This is a genomic window from Pseudonocardia kujensis, assembly GCF_021283305.1.
Taxonomy (GTDB): domain Bacteria; phylum Actinomycetota; class Actinomycetes; order Mycobacteriales; family Pseudonocardiaceae; genus Pseudonocardia; species Pseudonocardia kujensis.
In genome coordinates this window covers 70,253-95,638 of record NZ_JAJSOK010000011.1, presented here as the reverse complement: position 1 = coordinate 95,638, position 25,386 = coordinate 70,253, and the positions used below count along the sequence as shown (strand labels likewise).

At 70.2% G+C, this 25,386-nt stretch carries 23 protein-coding genes and 2 tRNA genes; 11 read left to right on the top strand and 14 right to left on the bottom strand.

Annotated features, from left to right (window positions below; translation table 11 throughout):
• The first annotated feature begins 20 nt into the window (after positions 1-20).
• Positions 21-1,136 (top strand): acyl-CoA dehydrogenase family protein, encoded by a 1,116-nt coding sequence (locus LWC35_RS10815; RefSeq protein WP_232869922.1) that lies wholly within the window; start codon positions 21-23, stop codon positions 1,134-1,136.
• Between the two features lie 104 nt (positions 1,137-1,240).
• Here the strand turns inward: LWC35_RS10815 and LWC35_RS10810 are convergent, their stop codons facing one another.
• Positions 1,241-2,077 (bottom strand): HAD family hydrolase, encoded by an 837-nt coding sequence (locus LWC35_RS10810; RefSeq protein ID WP_232869921.1) that lies wholly within the window; start codon positions 2,075-2,077, stop codon positions 1,241-1,243.
• Between the two features lie 94 nt (positions 2,078-2,171).
• Here LWC35_RS10810 and LWC35_RS10805 point away from each other — a divergent pair, with 94 nt between their 5' ends.
• On the top strand, positions 2,172-2,681 hold the full coding sequence (locus LWC35_RS10805) for a PH domain-containing protein (protein WP_232869920.1): 510 nt from the start codon (positions 2,172-2,174) through the stop codon (positions 2,679-2,681).
• The gene (locus tag LWC35_RS10800) at positions 2,678-4,267 is read left to right on the top strand and encodes a PH domain-containing protein (protein WP_232869919.1); all 1,590 of its coding nucleotides are present in this window, start codon (positions 2,678-2,680) and stop codon (positions 4,265-4,267) included. Before LWC35_RS10805 ends, LWC35_RS10800 begins: the two co-directional genes overlap by 4 nt.
• On the opposite strand, the gene LWC35_RS10795 is transcribed toward LWC35_RS10800, so the two are convergent.
• The 4 genes from LWC35_RS10795 to LWC35_RS10780 are packed head-to-tail and all read right to left on the bottom strand — an operon-like array spanning position 4,221 to position 6,906.
• On the bottom strand, positions 4,221-4,592 hold the full coding sequence (locus LWC35_RS10795; RefSeq protein WP_232869918.1) for a winged helix-turn-helix transcriptional regulator: 372 nt from the start codon (positions 4,590-4,592) through the stop codon (positions 4,221-4,223). The genes LWC35_RS10800 and LWC35_RS10795 overlap by 47 nt on opposite strands.
• Positions 4,593-4,601: 9 nt before the next feature.
• The gene (locus LWC35_RS10790; protein ID WP_232869917.1) at positions 4,602-4,850 is read right to left on the bottom strand and encodes a helix-turn-helix domain-containing protein; all 249 of its coding nucleotides are present in this window, start codon (positions 4,848-4,850) and stop codon (positions 4,602-4,604) included.
• A complete protein-coding gene (locus LWC35_RS10785; RefSeq protein WP_232869960.1) occupies positions 4,850-5,329 on the bottom strand; it encodes a DUF2975 domain-containing protein in 480 nt (159 codons plus the stop codon). The genes LWC35_RS10790 and LWC35_RS10785 overlap by 1 nt, the downstream gene beginning before the upstream one ends.
• A 41-nt stretch (positions 5,330-5,370) precedes the next feature.
• Positions 5,371-6,906: a helicase HerA-like domain-containing protein gene (locus LWC35_RS10780; RefSeq protein WP_232869916.1), complete on the bottom strand. Its 1,536-nt coding sequence runs from the start codon at positions 6,904-6,906 to the stop codon at positions 5,371-5,373.
• Positions 6,907-6,965: 59 nt separating this feature from the next.
• Here LWC35_RS10780 and orn point away from each other — a divergent pair, with 59 nt between their 5' ends.
• The 7 genes from orn (at position 6,966) to LWC35_RS10745 (ending at position 13,321) form a co-directional block, all read left to right on the top strand.
• On the top strand, positions 6,966-7,568 hold the full coding sequence (orn, locus tag LWC35_RS10775; protein ID WP_232869915.1) for an oligoribonuclease: 603 nt from the start codon (positions 6,966-6,968) through the stop codon (positions 7,566-7,568).
• 63 nt (positions 7,569-7,631) lie between these two features.
• Positions 7,632-7,704 (top strand) — tRNA-His (locus LWC35_RS10770).
• Between the two features lie 102 nt (positions 7,705-7,806).
• A tRNA-Lys gene (locus LWC35_RS10765) sits at positions 7,807-7,882 on the top strand.
• Positions 7,883-7,885: 3 nt separating this feature from the next.
• Positions 7,886-9,214: a tyrosine-type recombinase/integrase gene (locus LWC35_RS10760; RefSeq protein WP_232869914.1), complete on the top strand. Its 1,329-nt coding sequence runs from the start codon at positions 7,886-7,888 to the stop codon at positions 9,212-9,214.
• Positions 9,215-9,564: 350 nt separating this feature from the next.
• Positions 9,565-10,779: a dsDNA nuclease domain-containing protein gene (locus tag LWC35_RS10755; protein ID WP_232869913.1), complete on the top strand. Its 1,215-nt coding sequence runs from the start codon at positions 9,565-9,567 to the stop codon at positions 10,777-10,779.
• Between the two features lie 176 nt (positions 10,780-10,955).
• Positions 10,956-11,384, top strand: coding sequence for a hypothetical protein (locus LWC35_RS10750; protein ID WP_232869912.1), 429 nt, complete (start codon positions 10,956-10,958; stop codon positions 11,382-11,384).
• Entirely contained in the window at positions 11,381-13,321 is a 1,941-nt protein-coding gene (locus LWC35_RS10745) for a hypothetical protein (protein WP_232869911.1), read from the top strand. The genes LWC35_RS10750 and LWC35_RS10745 overlap by 4 nt, the downstream gene beginning before the upstream one ends.
• A 176-nt stretch (positions 13,322-13,497) precedes the next feature.
• On the opposite strand, the gene LWC35_RS10740 is transcribed toward LWC35_RS10745, so the two are convergent.
• Both LWC35_RS10740 and LWC35_RS10735 read right to left on the bottom strand, forming a co-directional pair.
• Positions 13,498-15,090, bottom strand: coding sequence for a YfjI family protein (locus LWC35_RS10740; RefSeq protein WP_232869910.1), 1,593 nt, complete (start codon positions 15,088-15,090; stop codon positions 13,498-13,500).
• Positions 15,087-15,971, bottom strand: a complete 885-nt coding sequence (locus LWC35_RS10735) for a bifunctional DNA primase/polymerase (protein ID WP_232869909.1) — start codon at positions 15,969-15,971, stop codon at positions 15,087-15,089. Before LWC35_RS10735 ends, LWC35_RS10740 begins: the two co-directional genes overlap by 4 nt.
• Positions 15,972-16,023: 52 nt before the next feature.
• On the opposite strand from LWC35_RS10735, the gene LWC35_RS10730 reads away from it, so the two are divergent.
• Positions 16,024-16,443: a hypothetical protein gene (locus LWC35_RS10730; RefSeq protein ID WP_232869908.1), complete on the top strand. Its 420-nt coding sequence runs from the start codon at positions 16,024-16,026 to the stop codon at positions 16,441-16,443.
• Between the two features lie 2 nt (positions 16,444-16,445).
• Here LWC35_RS10730 and mobF read toward each other — a convergent pair whose 3' ends face one another.
• From mobF to LWC35_RS40885, 7 genes are all read right to left on the bottom strand, one after another.
• Positions 16,446-20,678 carry a MobF family relaxase gene (gene mobF, locus LWC35_RS10725; RefSeq protein ID WP_232869907.1) on the bottom strand — a complete coding sequence of 1,411 codons (4,233 nt, stop codon included), beginning with the start codon at positions 20,676-20,678 and terminating at the stop codon, positions 16,446-16,448.
• A 76-nt stretch (positions 20,679-20,754) separates the two neighbouring features.
• Positions 20,755-21,474: a hypothetical protein gene (locus LWC35_RS10720; protein ID WP_232869906.1), complete on the bottom strand. Its 720-nt coding sequence runs from the start codon at positions 21,472-21,474 to the stop codon at positions 20,755-20,757.
• Entirely contained in the window at positions 21,471-22,115 is a 645-nt protein-coding gene (locus LWC35_RS10715) for a hypothetical protein (RefSeq protein WP_232869905.1), read from the bottom strand. Before LWC35_RS10715 ends, LWC35_RS10720 begins: the two co-directional genes overlap by 4 nt.
• Entirely contained in the window at positions 22,112-22,600 is a 489-nt protein-coding gene (locus LWC35_RS10710; RefSeq protein ID WP_232869904.1) for a hypothetical protein, read from the bottom strand. The genes LWC35_RS10715 and LWC35_RS10710 overlap by 4 nt, the downstream gene beginning before the upstream one ends.
• A gap of 2 nt (positions 22,601-22,602) precedes the next feature.
• The gene (locus LWC35_RS10705; protein WP_232869903.1) at positions 22,603-24,447 is read right to left on the bottom strand and encodes a type IV secretory system conjugative DNA transfer family protein; all 1,845 of its coding nucleotides are present in this window, start codon (positions 24,445-24,447) and stop codon (positions 22,603-22,605) included.
• On the bottom strand, positions 24,447-24,959 hold the full coding sequence (locus LWC35_RS10700; protein WP_232869902.1) for a hypothetical protein: 513 nt from the start codon (positions 24,957-24,959) through the stop codon (positions 24,447-24,449). The genes LWC35_RS10705 and LWC35_RS10700 overlap by 1 nt, the downstream gene beginning before the upstream one ends.
• The gene (locus LWC35_RS40885; protein WP_372463031.1) at positions 24,956-25,378 is read right to left on the bottom strand and encodes a WhiB family transcriptional regulator; all 423 of its coding nucleotides are present in this window, start codon (positions 25,376-25,378) and stop codon (positions 24,956-24,958) included. The genes LWC35_RS10700 and LWC35_RS40885 overlap by 4 nt, the downstream gene beginning before the upstream one ends.
• Positions 25,379-25,386: the final 8 nt, after the last annotated feature.

Here is a 25,386-nt window from a genome sequence, read left to right as displayed (position 1 = left end):
CAGCGCCTACCGTCGTTGCCGTGATCGCTCCCGTCCCCGGGTCCGCTGCCGAGGGGCCCGTCGACCGGGCTCGGCGGCTCGCCGTCGAACTGCTCGAACCGCATGCCGCGCAGGCCGACGACCCGGCGCGCGGGGTGGAGCGGGAGCACACCCGGGCGCTCGCGGCGGCGGGGCTGCTGAGCGTGCGGATCCCCGAGGCCGAGGGCGGGCTCGGCGCCGGCGCGCTCACGGACGTCGAGGTCACCGAGGTGCTGGCCGGCGCGTGCGCGGCGACCTGGTTCGTGGTCAACCAGCACCGCACACCGCAGATGCTCGCCCGGGGCGGCGTGACCGGCCTCGACCCGGCCCACTTCACGGCCGGGGACGCCGGCGCGAAGCACCGCGCGGCCCTGTCCTCGGCGGACGAACAGGCGGGGCTCGCGATCGCGCACCTGCGCCGGCCGGGCCCGCCCGCCGTCCGCGCGGAGCCCGAGGGAGCGGGCTGGCGGCTGTACGGACGCGCCGACTGGTGCACCGGCTGGGGCCTGGTCGACCACGTGATGATCGCCGCCGGCGCGCCCGGCGACCGGTACCTGTTCACGCTGGTCCCGGCACGCGACACGGCCGATCTCCGCGGCGGCGAGCCGCTGCCGCTCGCCGTGATGGGCGGGACCCGGACCGTCGCGCTGGAGATCGACGGGCTCGCCGTCGGTCCCGAAGGTGTCCTCGGCCTCGTCGACGGCCCGGAGTACCGCGAGCTCGACGCCGCCCGCACCGCCAACCCGACGGCAGCGACGACCGGTCTGCTCCGCCGGATCCTGCGTGCGCTGTCGGAACTGGACCGGCCCGGGGCCGAGGAGCTTGCCGCGAGCCTGTCCGAGCGAGCACAGCGCCTCCGCGCCGAAGCCCTCGCCCTGCTGCTCGAGGTCCCGCCGCGCGAGCGGATCCCGCAGCGGCTGGCCCTGCGCGGCGAGCTCGGCGCGTTGACGGTCCGCGCCGCGAACGCCCTGGTCGCCGCCCGTTCGGGCGGCGCGATGCTGCGCACCAGCCCCGAGCAGCGGTGGGCCCGCGAGGCGAGCTTCCACCTCGTCCAGGCCCAGACCGCGCCGGTCCGCGCCGCACAGCTCGCTGCCCTCGGCCGCGACGCCCGGCGATGAGCAGACGTTCGACGACAGCGTCCCGCGACGCTCGCGGACGGCAGTCGAGCGCCGCTCGGGAAGCGCTCGTTGAGGGACGGCCGTCGAGCACTCGTCAGGACCTGTTAGACGTACCGCTCCAGCACCGCGGCGAGGCCGTCCTCCTGCACCGTCCCGGTGACCTCGTCGGCGTCGGCCTTCACCTCCGGCGGTGCCTGTCCCATCGCCACCCCGAGGCCGGCCCACCGGAGCATCGCGCGGTCGTTGTCGCCGTCGCCGACCGCGAGGACGTCCGCCTGCGCCACGCCGAGGACCCGCGCGACCTCGGCCAGCGCCGACGCCTTGGACACGCCCTCGGGCACCATCGACACCCACGGCAGCTCGTGGTCGAGGCTGACCTCGGCCCCCGGGACCTCGACCTCGGCCATCCGCTCGGCGACGTCCGCGGGCGTGCCGTGCGGCCAGTACGCGACCACCTTCGGCGTCGGCTCGCCGAGGAGCTCGGCCTCGTCGACCACCCGGACCCGGCCGGCGAGGATGCCGTCGGGGAAGGGCGCGCCGACCCGCTGCCCGACGCCGACCTCCTCGCACCCGAACACCGCCCCCGGCAGGGCCTCGCGCACCGCCGCGACGACCGGCCCCGGCTCGAACCGGATCGCGTATCGCACCTCGCGCGAGCCGGTGTCGAGCACGACGGCGCCGTTCGAGCAGACGGTCGTGTGCTCGGTGTCGACGAAGCGGTCGGTGTACCGGTCGCCCGCCGGACGCCCGCCGAGCTGCAGCTGGTCCAGCACGTGCCCGACGCCGAGCACGGTCCGCCCGGTGCACAGGGTGACCACGGCGTGCCGCCCGATCTCCCGGATGGCCGCGAGGACCCGCGGACTGGGCGGGTTCTTCTCGTGAACCGTGGTGCCGTCGATGTCGAGAGCGATCAGTCGCGGCTGCCATCCCGGGGGTCGCACACGCCCGACCCTACGGCGCGCCCGGCCGACGGGCGCACCGCGGCTTCCGGAGGGTCCCGCGACACCGACCGGGGTGTTTCGGCAGCATGAACCCATGCAGACCGGGTCCACCGTGCCGACCGCGCTCCCGCTCCGCCCACCCGCGCACCGGGTCGACCCGCGTGCGCGGAGCTGGTGGCGGCTGCGCGGCCTGGGTGGCGCCGGCGTCGTCGCGCTCCCCCAGCTCGTGGTGGCGCTGGTCCTGGGCGGGCCGGGCTGGTTGTGGGGCACGTTCGTGGCGACGGTGGTCGCCGGGCTCTGCTACGCGGCCGTCGTCCCCGGGATCCTGTTCCGGATCCACCGCTGGGAGGTCACGGACGAGGCGGTCTACACGCTGTCCGGCTGGCTCGTGCGCGAGTGGCGGATCGCGCCGATCTCGAGGGTGCAGACCGTCGACACCGAGCACGGGCCGCTGCAGCAGCTGCTCGGGCTGGCCAGTGTCACGGTGACGACGGCGAGTGCACGCGGTCCCGTCACCATCCGCGGCCTGGCCACGGCGCACGCCCAGGAGCTCGCCCGCCAGCTCACCGAGACCACCCAGGCGACACCCGGCGACGCCACATGACGGTCTCGGCGGATCCCGTCGACCCCTCGGTGGACGCCGAGGTCCCGTGGCGCCGGCTCGACCTGCGGATGGTGGTCGTCGAGCCGGTCCGGACACTGGTCAAGTTCGTGCCGGTGCTGCTCGTCGTCCTGATCATCGGCAGCACCAACGACCCGGTCCGGCCGTGGATCACCCTGGGGATCGGCGTGCTGGTGGTCGTCGCCGGCGTGGTGCGCTGGCGCACCACCCGGTACCGGATCACCGCCGAGCGGGTGGAGCTGCACAGCGGCTGGCTGCGCCGGCAACGGCGTTCGGTGCCGCGGGACCGGATCCGCACCGTCGACCTCACGGCGTCGCCGCTGCACCGCGCCTTCCGGCTCAGCGTGGTGGCGGTACGGGCGGCCGAGTCGGGTGGGGAGCACCGAAACGGCGGCCTCACGCTCGACGCCGTCAGTACGGCCGAGGCCGAGACGCTGCGGCGCGAGCTGCTGGACCGGCGGCCGGCCGAGCCGCGGAGCACGCCCCTCGCACGGCCGGTCGAGCCGGAGGCGGAGGTGCTGGCCCGGCTGCACTGGTCCTGGCTGCGGTTCGCCCCGCTGACCTTCTCCTCCTTGGCAGGTGTCGGCGCGATCGCGGCCGCCGGCTTCAACGTGCTCAACGAGCTGGGCGTGAGCCCCACCGACGTCGACGGCGTCGACGCCGCGGCCGAGCGGCTCGCGGCGGCCCCGTTGTGGCTGGCCGTGGGGTCGGTGGGGCTGGCGCTGCTGGTGGTGGCCGTCGTCGGGTCGCTGGTGTTGTTCACCGAGCGCTGGTGGGGGTACCGGCTGACCCGCGAGGCCGACGGCACGCTACGGGTCCGGCGCGGGCTGCTCACCACCCGTTCGCTGTCGGTCGCGGAGGAGCGGCTGCGCGGGGTCGGGGTGCACGAGCCGCTGCTGCTGCGCGCCGGGGGCGGCGCCCAGACGCGCGCCCTGTCCACCGGGCTCGGGCGGGAGGCGCAGGGTGGGGTGCTGCAGCCGCCGGCACCGCGGGCCGAGGCGCACCGGGTCGCGGGCGCGGCGCTGCGCCGGGTGCCCGACGAGGCCGACCCCACGCGCACCCCGTTGCTCCCGCACCCGCCGGCCGCGCGGCGACGCCGGTACACCCGCGCCCTCCTGCCGGTGCTCGTGTTGGTCGCGGCGGCGGCCGGCGTCGGGCGGGTGTGGCCGGGGCTCGGGTGGATCTGGCCGGGCACGGTCGTGCTCGTGCCGCTCGCCGCCCTGCTCGCCGCCGACCGGTACCGGGCGCTCGGGCACGCGCTCACCCCGCGCCACCTGGTCACCCGGCTCGGCGGGCTGTCGCGCCGGACCGTGGCGCTGCAGCGCTCCGGGGTGATCGGCTGGACCGTCCGGCAGAGCCCGTTCCAACGCCGCGCCGGGCTGGTCACGCTGCAGGCGGTGACCGCCGCGGGCGAGGGCGGCTACCGGATCCTCGACGTCGGCGCGGCCGACGCCGTCGCGCTGGCCGAGGCGACCACACCAGGCCTGCTCCCGCGCTCGTCCGCCGGGTGCACGGAAGACCTCACGGACGCGGCATCCGCCCCGCGTCGGCGTGCTCGACGAGCATGAGCCCGGCGCGCCGGATCCGTTCCTGCCCCCACGTCCCCAGGGGCGCCGGCGCCTCGTTGAGGGCCCGGCCGTCGTCGGTCAGGGAGTACTCCGCGCGCGGCGGCACCTCCGCGTAGACCTCGCGGTGGACGAGCCCGTCCTGCTCCAGCTCGCGCAGGTGCGGGGTCGGTGTCTTCTCGCTGACCCCCGGCAGCCCGCGGCGCAGCTCGGCGAAGCGCCGGACACCGTGCTCGTCCGGCTCGCAGAGGATCAGGCCCTTCCACTTGCCGCTCACCACGTCCAGGGCCGCATCGACGCCGCAGACGTGCGGGCCGGACCACGGCACGGCCGCAGCTCAGGACCGCTCGGCGGCCTCCGCCGCCTCGTCCGCGGTCTCCTGCGCCGGGACCCACTCCAGCAGGTCGCCGGGCTGGCACCCGAGCACCCGGCACATCGCGTCCAGGGTGCTGAACCGGACCGCCTTGGCCCGACCGTTCTTCAGCACCGCCACGTTGGCGGGCGTGAGCCCGACCCGGTCGGCGAACTCCCCGACGCTCATCTTGCGCCGGGCCAGCTCGACGTCGATCCGCACCACGATCGGCATCAGACGACCGCCTCCAGGTCGGTGCGCAGCGTCGTGGCCTGCCGCAACAGCGCCCGCATCACCACCACCAGCAGCCCCACCACGGCGACCCCGACGACCATGAGGAACAGCAGCATCGGCATCCCGGGGTCGTCGGCCCGGAACCCGACCCAGAGGAACACCCCCACGAGCACCACCCACGCCGCCACGACAGCCCACACGATCGCGTCGACCCACACCAGGGAGGCCGGGCTGAAGATCCGGTCCTTGCGCACCCGGCCGAGGAGCATCCAGGTCGCCACGATCACGACCTGGACGCACAGCACCCAGAACACCGACAGCGCGGTCAGCGGCCAGCGGAGGTACGCGAGATCGGGCGACTCCTCCGCCATGTGGGCCCACTGCCCCGGCAACGACAGGGTCTGGAACACGACCAGCACCGCGAACAGGACCACGAGGAACACCCGGAGCGGCGCCACCGCTCGATGCTCGGTCATCATGTACCGAGTATCGAGCGACATCTATCGAAAGTCAATCGACATCAGCGGCGACGAGTGCCGAACAGCCCCCGCGTGATCTCGCGTCCGAGCTGCGTGGCCATCGAGCGCATGAACGACTTGGCGGCCGGCGAGTTGAGGATCTGCGTGACCATCCCCGGCTCCTCCCGCTCCTCGCGGCGACGCTCGGGCTCGGGAGCGGCCTGCGGGGGCGGCGGGGCGGCCTCGGCGATCTTCGCCGTGAGCTTCTCGTACGCCGACTCGCGGTCGACCGTCTCGCCGTACTTGCCGTAGAGCGGCGAGGCCTTGGCCGCCTCGGTCACGGCCGGCCCGCCGATCGCGGCCATCAACGACCGGGGCGCCCGCATCCGCGCCCAGGCCACCGGTGTGGGCGCGCCCCGCTCGGACAGCACCGTGACGACCGCCTCGCCGGTCCCGAGCGTGGTCAACGCCTCCTCCAGGTCGTAGACCTTCGAGGTCGGGTAGGTCTTGACCGTCTTCGCCAGCGCCTTCTGGTCCTCGGGGGTGAAGGCGCGCAGCGCGTGCTGGACCCGCGCGCCGAGCTGGGAGAGCACGGCGTTGGGCACGTCCGTGGGCAGCTGCGTGCAGAAGAACACGCCGACGCCCTTCGACCGGATCAGCTTCACGGTCTGCTCGATGCGCTCGAGGAAGGCCTTCGAGGCGTCGGTGAACAGCAGGTGGGCCTCGTCGAAGAAGAACACCAGCTTCGGCTTGTCGAGGTCGCCTGCCTCGGGCAGGTCCTCGTAGAGCTCGGCGAGCAGCCACATGAGGAACGTGGAGAAGAGCTTGGGGTTCGCGGCCTGGTCGGCGAGCTCGACGAGGGTGACGACGCCCTTGCCGTCGACCTGGCGGAGCAGGTCGGCCGGCTCGAACTCGGGCTCGCCGAAGAAGTCCTCGCCGCCCTGGGCCTCGAGGTTCACCAGCGCGCGGAGGATGACGCCGGCGGTGGCGGCCGATACGCCGCCGATCCCCTTGAGGTCGGCCTTGCCCTCGTCGCTGGTGAGGTGCTGGATCACCGCGCGCAGGTCCTTGGTGTCGAGCAGGGGGAGGTTCCGCTGGTCGGCCCAGTGGAAGATCAGCCCGAGCGTGGACTCCTGGGTGTCGTTCAGGTCGAGGACCTTCGACAGCAGGATCGGCCCGAACTGGGTCAGCGTGGCACGGATCGGGATCGCGGAGGACTTCCCGCCCAGGGAGAGGAACTCCACCGGGAAGCCGGTGGCGACCCACTCGTCCCCGGTGTCCTTCGCCCGGGACCGGATCTTCGCGCCGTCCTCCCCCGGGCGCGCGAGGCCGGAGAGGTCGCCCTTGACGTCCGCGAGCAGGACCGGGACTCCGGCGGCGGAGAGCTGTTCGGCGAGCCCCTGCAGGGTCTTGGTCTTGCCGGTACCCGTCGCGCCCGCGACCAGCCCGTGCCGGTTCAGCGTGGCGAACGGGATCCGGACGCGCGCCGACGGGTCGACCTGTCCGTCGACCACGACCGAGCCCAGCTCGAGGGCCGCCCCCTCGGTGGCGTAGCCGGCGGCGATCTCCTGGGCTGCGCTCTGCGTGTTCTCCCCCACGTCGCGGAGCGTAGACCAGCCGTACGACAACCGGCGGGCCAGCGCATACGCTGCGGGCCATGAACGACCGGTTGGTGTGGATCGACTGTGAGATGACCGGCCTCGACCTGCGCCGCGACGCGCTCATCGAGATCGCCGTACTCGTCACGGACGGGGATCTGAAGGTGCTCGGCGAGGGCGTCGACGTCGTGATCCACGCCGACGACGACGCGCTGGCGGGGATGCCCGAGGTCGTCCGGGAGATGCACGCGCGCTCCGGCCTGACCGAGGAGGTCCGGGCGTCGCGGACCACCGTGCGGGAGGCCGAGGAGGCGGTGCTCGCCTACATCCGCGAGCACGTGCCCGAGGCCGGCACGGCGCCGCTGGCAGGCAACTCCATCGCCACCGACCGCGGCTACCTCGCCCGGGACATGCCCGAGCTCGACGCCCACCTGCACTACCGCATGATCGACGTCAGCTCCGTCAAGGAGCTCGCCCGCCGCTGGTTCCCGCGGGTCTTCTACGCCAAGCCCGAGAAGGGCCTCGCCCACCGCGCGCTCGCGGACATCAAGGAGTCGATCCGCGAGCTCGAGTACTACCGGCGGACCCTGTTCGTGCAGCCCCCGGGGCCGACGTCCGACGAGGCCAGGGCCGCCGCGGCCGCCCTGGCACCCCCGCGGTGAACGCGGTCGACACGACCTTGTAGAGTTCTCTCCAGAACGCCGGGGCGGCCCGGAGGTTCGATGGTGGGTGTAGCTCAGCTGGTAGAGCACCTGGTTGTGGTCCAGGAAGTCGCGGGTTCAAGTCCCGTCACTCACCCGGGGGTCTCGGACCCCCTTGCACGGCCCGGAAGACGCACCTGATAGCGTTTCTCCTGTCGCGCAAGGGACACGCACGACCCGGCAGGACAACTGAACACATGCGCCGCTAGCTCAATCGGCAGAGCAGCTGACTCTTAATCAGCGGGTTGGGGGTTCGATTCCCTCGCGGCGCACCATCGTTGCAGGTCAGACCGTATGTCGGTCTGGCCTGTTACTTTTCCCGGAGATCCACTCAACGGAAACTCAACGAAAACCCCATCCGGGAGGGGTACGCGATGGCTCGTCCTCCACTTGCGTTGGGCTCGCACGGCGACATCCAGGTCACCCGCGACGGCAGCCGCTGGCTCGCCCGATGCCGATACCGAGACCTCGATGGCCGTACCCGCCAGCTGTCCCGCTGGGCGCCCACGAAGGCCACCGCGCAGAAGGCGATCCAGGACGCCCTTCGTGAGCGCAGTGGCGGACCGCAGGCGATGGCGCTCGGCTCGCACTCCCGCTTCCGCGAAGCCTCCGAGGTTTGGTTCGCGAAGATCCAGGAGCGGCGAGCCGACTCCACAGCCGACACCTACGCCAACTGCCTCAAGAAGCAGGTGCTGCCGAAGCTCGGCGAGCTCCGACTCATCGAGTGCACGGTCGCCCGCCTCGACGTCTACTTCGCCGGCCTCGAATCGGCCCGCAAGATGGTGAAGCTCCGGGACGGCTCGTACGAGGAGCGTCCCGCCCATGCCGCGAACACCCGCCGCATGATCCGCGCCATCGTCTCCGGCGTCATGCAGCAAGCCGTCCTCAATCAGGTCATCCCGACCAACCCCGTCCGCGAACTCGAACGCATCGAGACACCCCGCGGCCACAAGACCACTCCCCCGCGCGGACTGACGGTGGAGGAACGCCGCCGGCTCCTCGAGTTCACCGACACCGACCAGGTCGCAGTCCGGGCGGACATGCCCGACCTCATCCGCTTCGCCCTCGGCTCCGGACTTCGCGTAGGCGAGATCTGCGCCGTCCGCTGGATGGACCTTGACCTCGACGGCCTCCGCATCGTCGGCCCCGGAGAGGCCCGCCGCGTCCCCGTCGTCGCCGTCCGCCAGAACGTCTACCCCATCAAGGGCAAGGGCCTCGTCGTCCATGACGGCAAGAGCGCCATGGCCCTCCGAGTCGTCCCCCTCCCCGAGTTCGTGGTGAGCCGCCTGCGCGCCCGCCAGGACCCTCTCTTCGATCCAACCTGGCCCCTCTTCGCCTCCGCCGGCCGCGACGGCGCCCCGACCTACCGCTGGCCCGCCAACGTCCGCCGCAGCGTCCGCAGGATCCGCGAGAAGGTCGACCTCGACTGGATGACCCCCCACACCTGGCGCCGCACCTACGCCACCATCCTCGACGACGAGATCACCCTCACCGACCGCGCCAAGGCGGACCTGATGGGCCAGGCCAAGTTCCTCAAGGACACCTACGTCAGCCGCGGCGAACTCCACCCCGACGCCGCCGTCTTCCTCGACGCCGCATTGGGATGATGTCTAGACCTGATTAGGCATCCAGCGCATAAGTCGGTTCGCTTGTGCCAACAAACGCCTCAACGTGTGCCGACTCGGCCTGACGTACCTGGCGTTGCACTCCTCCGTTCGCCACGTCCTAACAGCCTGCCCACGTCGGGCGGGTCGACCACCAACTGCGGGGCCAAGGAACAGCCGTGGTCCGCTAATGACACTACGAGCTGAAGCAAACGGAGGTCCTCGCGTCAATCCGCCGATCGCGTTCCTGAATCCAGTCCACCGATAGGTGGAACTCGCCTCCGGTTCACAAAGTTGATCGAGACCGGCTAGGCTCGACCCACCGAGTTGACGTCCGGAGTCACGGAGGCTATGTGCAAGCGCACGAGAGTTCGAGTCTTGGCTCCGCGGGACCGCTCGAGGCCCTAGTCAAGATCGAGAGCGATCAGACAGGCGCGCTGACGTTCGAACGCTACCTCTGGCAGGCGAAGCAAGCCGTAAGACAGTGGCTTTCATGCATCTCTGATGCCGAAGCGGCAGAGCACGTGATGTGTGAACACGTCGAGGACATCGCAGTAGTCTATTCGAACCGTGTCAGATTTCTCCAGCTGAAGACTCGCGATAAGGGCTCATGGAGCGCAAGCGCCATGTGCTCAAGTGGATTAGACTCGCTGGTCCGGTCGTACAACACAATTTGCGAGGCCGGACTAGCTGACATATCAACATACGAGCTATGGCTTGAGGGCCCGATCGCCAGCAACGCCGAGACCGTCAAATTCGTGAGGAGCTGCTCTGAGGCCAGCCTCGAAACCAGAAAAAAGTTGACGAAACTTGGCGTCAAAAAAAGCCACCTGGATGACTTCCTAAAACGACTCACCATTCACCCAGACCAACCACCTCGAGCCCACATTGACGCGAAGATAATATACGAGCTCGGCGCGATCTGGCCGGCGATGTCGCAGCCTGAGCTATCAAATTTGTACGCAAGACTACTTAACATCGCTACCTATGCGCAATCCGCGGATATGTCCATCCCTCTTGCGCATGCAATTCGTGACGGTCAGCGAACATCTAGCACCCAACCCGGCAACTCATGCGAAGAAATTGAGCGTCGCACCCTGAGCCGAGAAATGCTCGCCGCAGTGACACCTCCACTCGCGCATGTAACGACGGATGACCTTATCGCACGAATCTCTGCAGGCTTGGGCGCGTCACTTCTCGAACTAAAACTTCAAGCCTCAGGCGCAACTCCGGAAACAATCGAGTCAATGAAGGCCCTGCGTGCCGACATGGAGATAGAGCGGCAACTACTTCTCGCTAGTGGTGACAACGAGGCGCATGAACTCGACCTTCTCGCGAAACGATTACTTGTCCTAGCCGAGTCGACGGCTCGTCGCCTCTCAATAGCATCGCATGCTAATCCGAGCATCTCATCACGCCCTGCCGAAGCCATTGTCGCAGAGCTACAAAGTCGTCCTACTGAGCTCGCCCATGTCGACCGAAAATCTCTGTTTGACAAGGACGATCGCTTGGTCCTCGGGTTCCTGGCCCACCTGTCAGACGAGTGCCGCTTTGGATGGCGAGGATGACTTCTCCAACCGAAAGCATCTCGTATAGCCAGAGACAGTCCGATGATACGGCCAGACGACAATCGTTAGCACAGCAAAGATTCCGGGCGAGTCGCGAGTCTGAAGCCCGTCTTCTGCTCCTGATAGATGCGTTCAGCCGCAAACGTAACGGAACTGCGCGGCACATTGAGGGCCGCGTGAAGCTGGCCAAGCTCGACTTCTTGGTTCGATATCCTCAACACTTGCGACGAATACTCCAGAACCATGGCGTACCGGATAAGGACCTGCAGGGTCTATTGGCAGACGATGCGCCACTGGACTCCAGGATGATGCGGTATAGGTATGGGCCGTGGGACCCCTCGTACTTTGCCGTGCTCGGATCCCTGATTGGCCGAGGATTGGTCGAGGTAACCCCCCTCGGCAGCGCAAGCGGATTTGGATATCGGACCACTCCTATAGGCGCCGATCTAGCAGCTGACCTTAAAGCGGATGCAAGCTTTGATACGATGCAGAACCGATTGGCTCTGTTGCGACGACACCTCGACAAGTCGGGTACAACCCTCAAGAACTATCTCTACGAGCTGCCGGAAGTGTCCGACACTAACTGGCGCGAGGACATCGAATGAGCCCAGACGATTCGTCGAAGAGCCCGCCTACCAGCAACAATCATCGCCTCGAGCTCGGAGACATTGAACTAGTCGGCGGCCGGAGAACCGTTCAGTTCCGGCCGGGCCTGAACGTGATTCAGGGAGATATCACAACCGGTAAGACCACACTCGTTCGCCTAGTTCGCGCACTTCTTGGGACAATGCCAAGCGGCATGCCCCCTGAGGTAGACGAACTGCTTGCTATACGCGGAAATGTCACTGTCGGTAATCGCGAGTGGCAAATCTATCGCCCGCGCACAACCAGTCGCGACGCGCTGGTCGAGGTGGGCGAGGTGGTCTCTGAACAGAGGGAACCGGTCGCGCTTCGCCTGCCGGTCGCAGCGGCAAGCCGAACGTATAGTCTTTTCCTCCTTGACCAGCTCAGCATACCTGCAGTTAGCGTTCCACGTGCTCGGACGGAACCAGCCGGGGCTCTAACTCCGGTTACCATGTCGGACTGGCTATCCTACTGCATCATAACCGGCGATGAACTGGATACTCAAATCTTCGGGCATCAAAATGACTGGAGAAACGCTAAGCGTCGCTGGGTGTTCGAAATTGCGTATGGCTACTACGATCCTGACCTCGCAAAACTCAACGCCGATCTTCGCTCGATTGAACTACAGCTTGCCGCCATCGAACAATCAGTGAATGCGGCTTCGTCCTTTCTTGCTAATACTCCGTTCGCCGACAAGGAAGACCTTGAGCAACAGCTCGTAATCGCGGTGCAGGCGGCAGAGAACATTCAGAGCATCCGTCGAGAGGTTCAGGCAGAGTCCTCACGGATCGCTGGCACCGCCGATGCACAGCAGAGACTGCTTGAGCTTCGACGCGATCAAGCTTTGACAAATGAAAGCCTCGCGAGAAACCGGAGTCAGATCTCTGACTTACGAGACCTTGAAAAGCAGCTCGCAACGCAGTCCTCAAGGTTAACTCGTGCGATCGTAGCGGACGAGTGGCTAGTTGACTTCGATTTCGTTGTTTGTCCACGCTGCGGAAGCAACGTCGACGCCGGCCGGGTCGACTCCAGTCATTGCTATCTTTGTCTCCAAGAGCCGTCACCGACGACCTCCCGCGAACAAATGCTGAACGAGCAGGCACGGATCGCTTCCCAGATTGCGGAGACGCAGGAAATTGTCGCCATGCGGTCGTCAACGATTATAGAGCTTGAGACTAGAGCAGAAGAACTCGGAAGTGAGATCGAGCGTATATCTACATATTTAGATGAACTGACTAGAACTTTTGTGTCCGATCGAGCGAACCGACTTCAGGAAGTGGCGGCCGCTCAGGCGCAAGCAGAGTCAGAGATACTTAGACTCAATGAGTACCTTGAGCTCCTCCAGCGCTACGAGAACACGATGCGCAGCCGTGATCAACTTGAGGCTGATCGGGCCGACCGAGAGCGACAGATCCACGCGCACCGGCTTCAGCATTCTGAGGCTGACGCAAATGTCCGCGCACTTGAGTCGAGGATGCTTCAATATCTAACCGAACTGCATATCCCGAACTTGAGCGACGAGCTCTCAGTCAGAATCAATCCGACCACGTTTATGCCGGAAGTATCTGGCCGGACCTTTGACGAGCTGTCGAGTCAGGGCTTGAAGACGCTCGTGAATGTCGCCCATGCCACCGCTCACCATACCGTCGCTATCGATCGCAATCTACCTATGCCAGGGCTACTGATCCTAGACGGCCTATCGTCGAATGCGGGTCACGAAGGATTCGATCAAGCCAGAGTGCGGGATGTCTACAGACTGCTGCGTCGCGTGTCCGAGCAGTACGAGGGGAGACTACAGGTCGTGGCCGTAGACAATGAGCTTGACCGCAGCATCCTGCTTGAATTTGCTGACCGAGTAGTCCTGACGCTATCCCAGGAAGATCGCCTTATTCGTATGCCCAATACTTCGACCCCTTGACAGGAAGTCGACCGCCTCTAGGTTCGATCACTCTTACGCAGTTCAGACTCTCATGATCGCCAACGCATGATCAGGTTGGCAAACGCCTCAGTATTTTGCTGCACTTAGGCGGGCGTCGGCGCGCTGGTTAGCCTCGGGGGTCTGCGTCGCAGAAGCCGCGAAAGCCGCATAAGGTGCTACGGCCCACCTTCTGCGGCTTTCGCGGCTTTCGCGGCGCGGGGATGGACCTCCCATCGCGGAGAGCTTGGGCGGCCGCCCGTTGGTGCTGGGGGTGCTGCGAGGCGGATGAAGCCGTGGGCTTCCAACAGCTCCAAGGCCGGGCTCAGGTCGGTGACCTTGCGGAAGCGGGCTCGGGAGAGGCCGGTGAAGGCGTCGCGGCGACTGAAGTGCTCGGCGCCGGTGCGGGCGATCCAGTCCAGCACGGCGCGGGCGTCGTCGATGGTCGGGTCGGCGCCCATGCGGTCGAAGACGGCCAGGGCGTGGGCGAGGAAGTACTGGCCCAGCCTCGCCGCGGCTTCGACGTGGCGGACCTCGACGGGTTGGGACCATGCAGTCGGAAGGAGCTCGGCGAGGTGGAGTAGGCCCGCAGTGCGCGCGGTGGCGCCGGTCAGCTTGGAGGCCCAGTCGGTCACGTGGGCCAGGTCGGCGTGCGGGGCGAGGCGGGGTTCGAGGGCCCGCTCCAGGTCGAGGACCCGTTGGTTGGCGTCGTCGCCGAGGCGGAGCCGGAGCGGTTCCTGCTCTTCGGCCAGGGTGACGACCAGGCGGGCGAGGCGGGCGCTGTATGCGCGATCCACCGACGCCGAGACCGCCGGAGCGCCCACCCGGCGTCGTCCGACTGTGTTCTCGGGGAGGGAGTAGAGGATTCGTGCGAGCAGGCCGCGGCCGCGGAAGCCGGGCATGCGGGCGATGTCGGTGAGGACCTCGGGCTGCAGGGCCAGGCCGAGAGTGAGCGCTGGTGCAGCGACGTGCTCGGCCGGGCGGCCCTTCCGGTCGACGCGGAGCAGGTCACCGGCGTGCCCCTTCAGGAAGACCTCGAGGCTCGGGACACCTCCGGAGTAGCGACCCGCCAGCGTCGAGAAGATCCCGCCTTCGGCCGAAAGTACCGCGAGGCGACCGCCCTGCTCGGCGAGCAGCGAGGCTGCGGCTTCGGTGGTGACGTCGTCGGCGATCAGGCGTGGGAGCGGTGGCACGACCAGCTGTTCGGCCTCGACGGAAGCCTCGGCCGCCGATGCGAGCGCTTCCTCCCGGGTCAGCCGGTCGCGCGCGGCCGTGGCCTGTTTCGCACGCCGCTCCGCCTCGGCGACGGCGACTTTCCGCGCGAGCTCCGCCTCGGCGATCCGTGGGCGGGCCTGCTCGACGAGCTGCCGCTCTGCCTCCAACAGCGGGGCAGTCATCGCCGCGAAAACTGCGCTCTTCCGGGAGCCTGGCGGCATCGCGACCACCGTGTACAGATTCAGCGGCTCCCGCCAGCCCGGCCGGACCTCCAGATCCGCCCGGCCGCCAGCCGCCGTGGACAGCGCGGCAAGGGCCAGGCAACCAGGCAGGTCGAGCGGGGTCTGCGTGAACTCCGCGACAGCCAACACCATGTCGGCCACCCATGGCGGCAGCGCGTCGACCGGGAACGGCGGGGCCAGGCGGCGCGGAGTCAGCGGGGTCGGGTCGGCCTCCCACCCCTGCGGCTGTGCCGCATCTTCGCCGTGCAGGACAGCAAGACGGCGGTCGGCGTCGAGGCTGGCAAGGATGTCGCGCGCGCTGCGGCGCTGCGTCACGGTCGATCACTCCCGATCGGTGCGGTGCGGGGGTGCCGGGCGCCGGCGGTGAGCCCAGAGCGGATCGTGCGGTCCGCTTCGCTCGCCGGTAGCCCCACGGCGGCGGACGCTTCCGCCAGCGCTGATCGGGCGAGGCCGTCCGGGAGCAGCCCAGCGGCAACGAGCTGCCCGAGGGCGAAGGCCGCCTTGTTCAGCGTCGCGTTGCGGCTGCCTCGACCGGAGGCCAGGACGTGGTCGACCTCGCCGCGCAGCGCCGCCGCGGCGTACTGCGAGCGGCGGCCGACGATCTCGAGGACCGGCCCGAGGTCCGGTCGCGGGGTCGGAGGGTCGTGCAGGAGATCGGCGATCCACGGCGGCAGCGGAGCGACCTCGTCGTGCTCGCTGCTGCGATATCGCCGCCCGCGCACCACCGAGCCGGCCGCGACGACGTACCCGCCCGCCGCGCGGACGTCGATCAGCCAGCCAAGCCGGCCAGCGCTGTTCCGGATCCGGCACCCGGCAGGTGCAGTGAAGTAGAGGTGCTCCCCGCCGGAGGGGGTCTGCGTGGACAGCGTGTCCCAGGGCAACGGCTCGTCGTGGTCGGCGGCGAGAGCCGCCAGCACGTCGACGCCGTCTCGGATGCCGGGTCGGTCCCACTCCGCCGGTCGGACTGAGCCGTGGTCCGACGTGTCCAGGTCGATCACGACGAGACCTGACGGGCCACAGGCGATTCCCACGTTCAGCCGCGGGTCCCGCAGCCACGCCCTCCGAATGCGCGCCGGATCCGTGGTGGCCCGCGCCTCCCAGTCCTTGATGGCGGGCCGCTTGTCCCCCGCCCGCAGTGGGAAGACCCGCCAACCTCGCGCAGCGTGCCCGAGCGCAGCCCGGAGCAGTTCAGACATCGTGCTCACCTCGAGCCGTGACCTCGTCGGCCGTGGATGGGATCCTCGGTGTGTGCGCGTGACCGAGCGCCACCTCGACCGCATCCCGCCGGGCAACCTCCGTGTGCCCCTCGGGGAGTTCGCCGCGCTCTGGAGCGCCGCGGAGGAGCAGTCGCGAGTGCAGGGCGAGCGCGGGATCACCGACTGGACCGCTGGCGGCGTCGCGCTGACGTGCCGCTGGATGGCTCGCGCGGTCACCGAGGCCTCGAACGGCCACCGCACGCCGACACCCGCGCCGATCACTAAGGCGGCGGCCCTCGCGTCCGAGGAGCTCATCGAGTCGGAGTTCTTGGCCGCGGAGACGATGGCGGCGCGCACCCCTCCGCCGCCGCTCGTCGCGACGCGGCCGGGCTTCGTGGAGGCGGTCGCCGCGACGCTGCGCTGGGCGTGGCGGTCGAGTGGTCCGGTACCGGACCTGACGCCGGTCAGCTGACCTCATGCTCGCTCCCACGCGTTCTCCTCGGTGAGTTCGGCTTCGTCGGCCTGCACGTACTGCTGCTCCTCCGCCTCGCGCGCGGCGTCGTAGACCTCGCGCGCCTGGATCTCCGCGAGCGCCCGGTGGGCGCGGTCGATGGCTGCGGAGGTCTCGTCCGCCGACGGCACCCGGACGGCGTCCTCACCGCGCACGGGCTCCTCGGCGGCAGCGATCTCCCGGATGTCCTGCGGCGCCTCGTGATCGTCGGTCAGGCCGGCGTCGAGCTCGTACTCCTCGGTGATCTCGCGGTGCCGGTCGTCGTCGGCGTCGGCGGCCCGGTGCGCCGCCAGCCACTCCTCGGCGGTGACCTGCGGTTCCGGTTCGACGTCGTCGGCGTGCCGGAGGGCGAGCTCGGCCTGGGCGCGGTCTCCCGCCGCGCGGGTGGCGGCGGTGTGGGCGAGCCAGCGCGAGCGGATGTCATCCAGCTCCTGAAGCTGCACCTGGCGTTCGTCGAGCGTCGCGGCGAGTGCCTCGGCGTCCCGGCTCTCGCGGAGCAGCCGGTCCGGGTCGTCGCTCTGCCCTGCCTCGGTTGCCAGCAGCACCGCCTTCTGTCGCTGCGCCTCAGCAGCCTGACGGGTGCCAGCCAGCTCGTTGGCGACGTACCGCGGTCCCCACGCCGCCTCACGCTCGGCCGCGCGGACCCGCAGCCGGAGCTGGCCGTCGGACATCTCGATCTCCTCGCGGTCGATCTCCGGGCGTCCGAGGGCTCGCCAGGCCGCGCGGTAGGCGGCGAACGCCTCGACCTGGCCCGAGCTCGGCGCGGGCCCGAGCGCGTCCTCGCCGGTGTGCTCGCGCAGCTCTCGGTAGGCGGCCACCGGTCCGGCCCGGGACACCCACGCCTCTCGTTCGATCGCCTCCGCGGGTGGCTCGCCGAACGCGTCGACCGCCCAGCGCGGTGCCTCACGTGCCACCTCCTCGCCGAGCTCGACGGCCCGGCCGTCGGCGGCGGACGCGAGCCGGTCGAGGTAGCGCTGCCACTCCGGGTCGTCGACGCGCGGGGTCCAGTCGGCCCAGGTCGTGCCGGTCGGGTCGAAGCGGTGGCGATCGGTGATGCGCGAGTAGAGGACGTTGGTGGCGTTGCGGGCGTCGTCGAGCGAACGGCCCGCGACCGCCTCGGTCAGCACCTGCCGTGCGTCGTTGCCTGCCAGCTCCGCGCTGCGCAGGACGCGCGTCAGCGACGCCGCGCCGTCCTCGGCGGCGATCCGCGCGCGGTCCCGGATGCTGAGGACGCCCTCGGCGGCGAGATCGTCGAGCCACGTCGCGGTGCGCTGGGTTGCGGCGAGGTGGGCGGCGTCGGTGAGCAGCTCGGCCGCGGTGCGGATCGACCCGCGCTCCTCCGCGGACTCCGTCGCTGTCGCCAGCGCGGAGCGCGGCGTGGTCAGCCCATCCGGATCGAGGACGACGGCGAGCGCGGAGACGGGATCGCGTCGCAGAGTCTGGTCCGGCCGCCCGTCGGCCGGATCCGCCACGGCGAACTCCGTGGTCACGTGAGCCGTGTTCGTCGTCCGTCCACGCGACATTCCGACGTAGAGCGCCGCGGGCCCAGTCCGCGTCGTCACGACGACGTGGCTGGTGTCGACCGTCGACCCTTGCGCCGAGTGCACCGTGGACGCGTAGGCCAAGGCCAGGCGATCGGCGACGTACGACGCGGGCAGTGCGATCGGCTCGCCGTCGAGCGTCTCGACGTCCAGGCCACCGTCCTCGCGCAGCCCGGTGACCCGATAGGTCTCCCGGTTGATCGGGCCGCGCCGGTTTCCGAGCTGTCCGGCCAGGTCCCAGCCGTTCGCACGCGCCTCGACGAGATCCCCGACGCCGGCGTAGGTCCCCTGCAGCCCGAGCGGCACCCCGGCTTCCTGGACCCGCCCGAGTCGGACGAGCTCGGCGCGCAGGGACGCCGACAGCTGTGCCGCTTGCTCGTTCGTGTCGACCAACAGCATCGAGCGACGTCCGGCGAGGGTGTCGGCCAGCCACGCGCGCGACGCCGACGCCTCGGCCTGCTCCGCGGATCCGGCGTCGAGCAACCGGCCCCGCCGGTGGTACTCGCGCAGCACCGACTCGTCCCCGGCTCGGAGCCGAAGTGACGCCGCCCGTTCCCAGTCCGCAGTGAACCGGCGGGCGTCGCTGAGCTCGTAGCGGGCACCGGCCCCGGCCAGCAGGTCCATGCCACCGCCGGCGCCGACCGCGGCGAGCTGCTTGTGGTCGCCGACCAGCAGCAGCTTCGCGCCAGCTGCGTCGACCCGCTCGTGGATCGCGGCGAGCGCCGGGGTGTCGGTCATCGCGGACTCGTCGACGACCACCAGGTCGCCCGCTCGCAGTCGCCACCCCGGCTCGTCGCGTTCCTGGGCGCCCAGCCATTGCGCGACGTTGCGCGCCCAGAGCCCCTCCCCCGCCAAGACCTCGGTCGCGACCTGCGACGTGGCGAGCCCGAACACCCGACGCTCGCTCGAACCGTCGTGCAGCACGGGGTCCGTCCAGCCACGAGCTATCGCGCCGACCACGAACGACTTCCCGGTCCCCGCCGGCCCGACCAGCGACTCGATACGCGCCCCGGACGTCAGCACGCCGCGGACGGCTGCGGCTTGGTCTGCGCCGAGCTCGATCCCGGTGGTGCGCAGCTCGTCGAGGAACCGCTGGGCCGCAGCCTCGGACAGCGCGGTCGCGTCGCGGTCGGCGGTGGCCGCGAGCAGGATGCGCTCGGTGCGAACCTGGTCCGGAGTGGCGTAGAGCTGCGCGCCGGGTGCTTGGTACGCGGATTGGCCGTTCGCCAGGCGGAGCTCGGCGGGCAATTCCGGCTCACCGGGCCGGGCGACGTCGAGCGGGACCGCGTACTTCAGCGCCTCATCGGCGAGGTCGTCGAGCAGCCTGGCCACGTCGGACCCCGCCGGCAGATCGAGGTAGTCCGGCAGCGCGGCGTTGATAGCTCGGGTGAGGTCCGAGCGCGTCCAGCCGGCCTTTCGAGTCTGGACGTCGGCGAGCGCGGTCTCGATCACGGCCTGCGGTGACCAGGTCTGCGCGGCGGGTGCAGATGGCCGAGCGTCCAGCGCGGAGCGGGCAACGCCCGCCAGCCCGTCGGCGACCTCCGTACGCAGCCGGCTGTCGATGCGGTCCAGCAGTGCCTCACGGGTCTCGCCGCTGTTCGACTTGGCTTTGCGGGTCGCGAACGTCGCCTGCCGGGAGAGCCGGTCTCGCTCGAGCCCGTTCGGCGTGCGGCCGAAGCGCTCCTCGAACGCGTCGATCAGCTCGGCGGCCTTGGCGCTGACATCACGTCGTCGGGAGGAGATCAAGTTCATCGCGTCCGGCGAGACACCCTGGAGCTCGCGGGCCTTGCCGTCGGGGCGGGTGGCGAACCTCGTACCGAGCGCGTGGGTCAGCCGCTCCTCCGCCGTCCGCTCCGCGACGGCCGCCGCAGCGGCCCGCCACCTGTGCATCGCGCGGGAGTCGAGGGTGCGCCAGTCGCCCTCGGGGGTCTCGACCCGGTTGAGGACGGCGTTGTGGATGTGAAGCTGCGGATCGTGCTCGCGGGAGTCGTGTTGGAAGAACGAAGCGACGACCCAGTCGTGCGCGTCGACGTACCGGCCCGCAGCGCCACCGTGGTGTCCGAGCCGGGTGTAACCCGCCTTGTCCGAGAGGTACGCCAGGCCGGCGTTGTTGCCCGCCCAGATCGCGTCCTCGACCGCCTGCCGGTAGCGGCTCCAGGCCTCGGCTGTGATCTCGTCGCCCGCTGTACGGGCCTTGACCTCCTCGGCGTTGAACGCGGTGTGCAGCAGGGTGACCGACTTCTGAACGCTGAACGTGACGTCCAGGAAGGCGACATTCCGCCGCGCGGACTTGCCCGCCTCGACCCGGAGTTCAGCGCGGCGTTCAGGGCTCGCCTTCGGCTCGCGTGCCAACGCCGCGGCATACAACTCGTCCTCGGACTGGAACCGCCGCCCGGTGTGGCCGAGGGTGAACACCTCGTCCCAGCGGTCCTTGTCGCGAAAACCCTCCTCGCGCGGATCGAGGAAGCGCTCGTAGACGCCGGTCATGTCCTGGGCGTCGACCAGGCCGCGTAGGCCGAGCTTCTCCGCCCCGGCACCCCACCAGCGGCCCGGCGGCTCGCCCTCGGTGACGGCGCCGGTGTAGTAGTTCTCGCGGCCCGTCGCGACCGCCTTCAGGAGGTACTCGGGGCTGTAGCCGACCGCGATGCTCAGCATCCGGCCCACCGCCGGGAACCGGCCCTGTTGATCACGATGCCTAGGTGTGAAGCATTTCTTCTGGTCTGATTCTTGATCATGAGGTGGTCCTGGAGTCCGTGTTCTCGTGGCTCTGGGGAGCGGGGACGAGCTGGAGAGGATGTGGAGTCGTCAACTGGTCTCTAAGGGCTTTGAGGGCCTTGGCGGCGGTGCCGCGGGAGACGTCGGCGCGGTCCTGGAGCTCGGAGACGGTCGGGAGCCGACCGTGCTCGGCGCGGTGAGCACGCGCCTCCCTCTCGGCGCGGTCGCGCTGGGGGGACTCCGCCGGCTTGGCGGGTTCAGCCGCCACAAGTTCGGCGGCCGCTGATTGCGCGGGCTCGGGCTGTACGGCGGGTTGTTCATCCGGCTGTACACCAGGGCGTTCAGCCCAGTGTTGAACGGGCTGGGGTTCAGCGAGCAGGTACAGCAGGTGTGCCACCACAGCCGCCGCGACCGCGGGCCAGGCACCGATCCCGAACCGCACCGCCGGTGTCGCCTCCAGGGTCTTGTCGGACGCAAGGAAGATCGCCTGCGCGAGCCCTGACAGCCCAGCCGCGATGACCACGACCGCCCACGCGTACCGCGCCGCCGATCCCGAGAGCCGGGCCGTCGCCGCATACGCGACGAGGGCCAGGCCGTCGGTGATCAACGGGTAGAGCCACGCGATCCCGGCCGGTACCCGCGACGCGAGGGCGACCTCGTAGAGCCCGTGGGCGGTCGCCGCCGCCGCGCCCACGGCGACGGCGAGGCCGGGCAGCCACACGACCATCCGGCTCATCGGGTGCCTCCCAGCGCGTCATTGATGACGCTGCTCCGCGGCGGCGGCTCGGGTGCCCGCTCATCGCGACGACCAGCCCACCACTCGGCGAGTGCACCCAACTGGTCCTCGCCGGGCACCACCGGCGCACCCGTGGGCACCTCGGGCCAGCCGCGGCGGTCCTGGTGGTTCTCCTGCGAGCAGATGCCGGCCGTCGCCTTGATCCGGCGCACGACCCCGGGCCGCCAGCGGTCGTGCCACTCCCCCGCCAGTGCGACCGATGCCGACGGCCCCTGGTACGCCGCTGCCCATGCGTACATGAGCCAGAGCAGCTCCTCGATGACGTGCGGGTGCCAGCACCAGCAGTCCGGGAAGGACTCGGCGGCGTCCGGGTAGCGGAGGTAGATCGCGCGGAGCCAGGCGGCGAGCTCGTCGAGGAGGGTTCCGGTCGTCGTCGCGTCGGTGGGTGCCATGAGCCAGGACGGCGCCGGGGTCGTCGAGCGCGCGCGGAGCGCAGTCACGGTCTCGGCCAGGTCCGCCAGCAGGCGGGACAGCTCGTCGACTCGGCCGGGCAGCACGCGCAGCAGGATGAGTTCACGGCGCAGACCGTCGACCTCCCGTGCCAGGCCGGCGACGTCCGAAGGTGGCGCCGGCGGGATCACCGCGACCCCCCGTCCTCGTCGCCGTCCTGTTGCCCGTCGCCGACGACGTACGCAGCCCGTCGATCCCGGACCGTCGCAGCCGACACCGCCTCGCGGGCTGTCTCGTCCTCGGCTCGCGGCTCAAAGTCCCGCGCTCGCTCGGCCCAGAGGGAGGCCTGCCGGTCGACCTGAGCGGAGTAGCCAGGGCTGTCCTCGGCCATCCCGGCGATCTCTGCCCAACCCTCGGCGTACTCGGCCGCTCGCGCATGCGCCTGAGCTGCGGTCTCGCCGCGCTCGGGGTCGACCCACTCGTAGCCGCGGCGGATCTCGTCGACGTCACCGGTGTGGAGCCCCCAGCGGTTGACGGAGGAGCCGAGCCGCTCGCTGGTATCGTCGAGGTAGTCGCGGATCATCGCCGACGCGACCTCGGGATCCCGCCCGGTCGCGATGGTGAGCCGGTCGACGACCTCGGCCGCGGTCAGCGGCTCCTGCCAGTCGGTCGTCATGGTCAGGCCTCCTCACGGACGTCGACGACCTGGCCGTCGACGACGAGTGCGTCCCCCGCCAGCTGGGCGGCGGCGGGGCGGGTGAATGCCGGACCGGGCCAGCCCGGCACAAGCCGACCCATCGCCGTCTTCGCGCCAGGCAGACGTCCGGCCAGCCCGACGAGCCAGGCGGTCGTGCGGGGGCGGCGGTCGCAGAACCGGGACCAGCGCACGTCCCGTCGCCGCCACGCCATCTGTGCCCGCCCGACGACCGGGGCGATGCCGCGCCGGATCACGAGCACTTTGCCCGTGGGCAGGTTCGCAATCTGCGCCGGCGCGAGCACGGGCGTCTTGCGCGTCGTCCGCGCCACGGTCCGACCGCGAGGGTCGAGGGTGTCCGCGGGCTCGTCGCGCTCCCCGGTGAGGGTCGACCAGAACTGCAGGTCCTCGCGGTCCCGTGTGCCGCCGAACACCATGACGGCGCCCGCGTTGTTCAGGATCGTCGCCGCGCCGTGCTCGCCGTAGCGAGCAAGCAACTGCGCCCGGGACTGGACGACGATCAGGATCGTCACCCCGCGCCCGCCCATGTCCGCGGTCCACGCCTCGAGCGGAACCGGGCAGATCAGCGCCGCCTCGTCGAGAGCCAGGCGCAGGCCCGGGTCCAGTCGGCCGCCGGGCTTCGTCGCCGCGATCCGACGCGCCTCTCGCGCGATGTAGCCGGTCAGGGCGGCGACCAGCGGGGCGGCGTGCGACTCCTCGCCGCCGAGCAGGAACACAGTGCCGCGGGTCGTCAGGAGCTCCGCGACGTCGAACGGCCGCGCACCCTCGGGCCCGAGCCCGGCCGCCCCGCGCGCGCCTGCGGAGGTCAGCCAGCCGAGCGCAGGCATGATCGTCGAGGTGATTGACGTCCGGGTGCGGTCATTGGTGCCGACGAACTGCTCGAAAGACACCCGGAATGCCGGCTCGGGCGAGCGCCGCAGCAGTCCCGTGACCTCCTTGTGCGCCGCCTCCGGGCTCGCAGTCCAGTCCAGGACCTCGCGCATAGAGCGGTGCCCGAGCGCCGCGCCGTGCAGCAGGGCCTCCAGCACCCGCCGGCCCTGCAGCTCCCAGTACTCGCGCTCTCCCCCATTGCCGCGCGAGGTCACCGCGGACAGCAGGTCCGTCGCCCGCTCAGCGGCCGCAACCGGGTCCTCGCACCCCGTCAGCGGGTCGAACGTGATCGACGACGGCACCCCACCCAGCCCTGACGGGTTGAACGTGACGACGGGCCCCTTCCGCTCGCGGTACGGGGTGCACAGCTCGCGCAGGTCCAGCCGAGTGCTCGTGGCCAGGACGGCGCCGGGCGCATCGATGATCTGACCGGCGAGCCAACCCGACTTCCCCGACCGCGGCCCGCCGACGGTCACCACGACGTCCTCGACGGACGACCAGACCCACTGCGACCCCGACCGGCACAGCCGCACCGCCACCTCGGGCACAGGCAGCACCAGCAGCTCGCGCCGCGTCGCACCCTCCAGCGAGGGCCGCATCGTTCCCGCTCTGCGGAGCATCGCGCCTGATCCGGCGAACCGGAACACATCGACGGTCGAGGCCACACCGGACTTCCGTCGCGACCGGGCGCCCCACCGCGACACGATTGACGACGAGCGCGACCACCGGTGCCGCACGACCAGCAGGCCGAGCACGGCAATTGCTGCCAGGGACGGCCACGACAGCGCCTGCACGGTCGTCATCAGCGGAAACGCGGCCATGACCAGTAGCCCGAGCGCGATCCCGTGAGCCCGGCGGGTCCACGCGACCACCGCGGCGACCACCAGACCCAGCAGGATCAGAGGAGTTGAACTGAGCAGGACATCCATGCCGGCCATCACTCGTCCCACCTCGTGTCGATCCGCCACTGCGCGAGCGCCGCACGATGCCGCGTGCACGTGTCGGCGTGCCCGGACTCCTGGTCGTCCGGGTGCGAGCTGCCGCTGAGGCCGTAGTCGATGACCAGCTCGCCGCAGGGCCTGCATCGCCAGGACGTCGACGGGCTCCGGACCGAGGGCCAATACGACTCGGCACGGCGGCCTTCCACGATCTCGGCGAACGCCGCCTCGGCCCGCTCCTCGTCCGCAGCGCCGTCCGAGAGCCCCAGTGCCTCCCCGATCTCGTCCCACGAGCGACCGACGGCGCGCGCCTCCCTGGCGTGCTCGACCAGCAGGCCACGCGCAGCGCTCGTGAGTGCCTGCGCGGCGCGTACCCCGGGCAGCGGATCCGCCAGACGTCGGCGGGTCAACACCTGGTAGCCGGGGATCGACTCCTCGACGATCTCGCCGCCGAACTGCTCGACGGCGATGCGCTCGGCGAGACGATGGAGCTGCGCTCGCGCCCCGGTCATCGCACACTTCCTACGGTCAGCGCGGCCGCCCAGCGGTCCACGGTCCGTCGGGAGACGCCGAACTGCTGCGCTACCCGCGCACGCGAGGTGCCAGCCGCCAACGCCCGACGGCCCGCCGCGATCACCTCGCCGCGCTGGAGCGACCACCGCTGCAGCGCGGTGAGGTCCTCCGCCGCGATCTTCTCCCCGCCACGCCGCAGCTCGCTGCGCTCGTCGGCATCCAGCCCGCCCGCCACGCCGTACGGCAGCGCGTCGAGCGCCCAGGCCAAGCACTGCGCACGCACCGGGCAGCCGGCGCAGACCTCCTTGGCCCGGGTGACCTCCTGCTCGCGGAGCGGACCCGACTCCGCGATCGGGAAGAACACCTCCGGGTCGAGGTCCCGGCACGCCGCTTGCGCCATCCACTGCGGCCCTACCATGGTGAACT

Coding starts and splice junctions, on each gene's coding strand:
- LWC35_RS10790 (WP_232869917.1), bottom strand. CDS start 4,850: ATGCCGATCGTGGTGCGGATCGACGTCGAGCTGGCCCGGCGCAAGATG.
- LWC35_RS10720 (WP_232869906.1), bottom strand. CDS start 21,474: ATGAGCCGGATGGTCGTGTGGCTGCCCGGCCTCGCCGTCGCCGTGGGC.
- mobF (WP_232869907.1), bottom strand. CDS start 20,678: ATGCTGAGCATCGCGGTCGGCTACAGCCCCGAGTACCTCCTGAAGGCG.
- LWC35_RS10800 (WP_232869919.1), top strand. CDS start 2,678: ATGACGGTCTCGGCGGATCCCGTCGACCCCTCGGTGGACGCCGAGGTC.
- LWC35_RS40885 (WP_372463031.1), bottom strand. CDS start 25,378: ATGGTAGGGCCGCAGTGGATGGCGCAAGCGGCGTGCCGGGACCTCGAC.
- LWC35_RS10785 (WP_232869960.1), bottom strand. CDS start 5,329: ATGATGACCGAGCATCGAGCGGTGGCGCCGCTCCGGGTGTTCCTCGTG.
- orn (WP_232869915.1), top strand. CDS start 6,966: ATGAACGACCGGTTGGTGTGGATCGACTGTGAGATGACCGGCCTCGAC.
- LWC35_RS10700 (WP_232869902.1), bottom strand. CDS start 24,959: ATGACCGGGGCGCGAGCGCAGCTCCATCGTCTCGCCGAGCGCATCGCC.
- LWC35_RS10805 (WP_232869920.1), top strand. CDS start 2,172: ATGCAGACCGGGTCCACCGTGCCGACCGCGCTCCCGCTCCGCCCACCC.
- LWC35_RS10710 (WP_232869904.1), bottom strand. CDS start 22,600: ATGACGACCGACTGGCAGGAGCCGCTGACCGCGGCCGAGGTCGTCGAC.
- LWC35_RS10745 (WP_232869911.1), top strand. CDS start 11,381: ATGAGCCCAGACGATTCGTCGAAGAGCCCGCCTACCAGCAACAATCAT.
- LWC35_RS10735 (WP_232869909.1), bottom strand. CDS start 15,971: ATGTCTGAACTGCTCCGGGCTGCGCTCGGGCACGCTGCGCGAGGTTGG.
- LWC35_RS10705 (WP_232869903.1), bottom strand. CDS start 24,447: ATGGCCGGCATGGATGTCCTGCTCAGTTCAACTCCTCTGATCCTGCTG.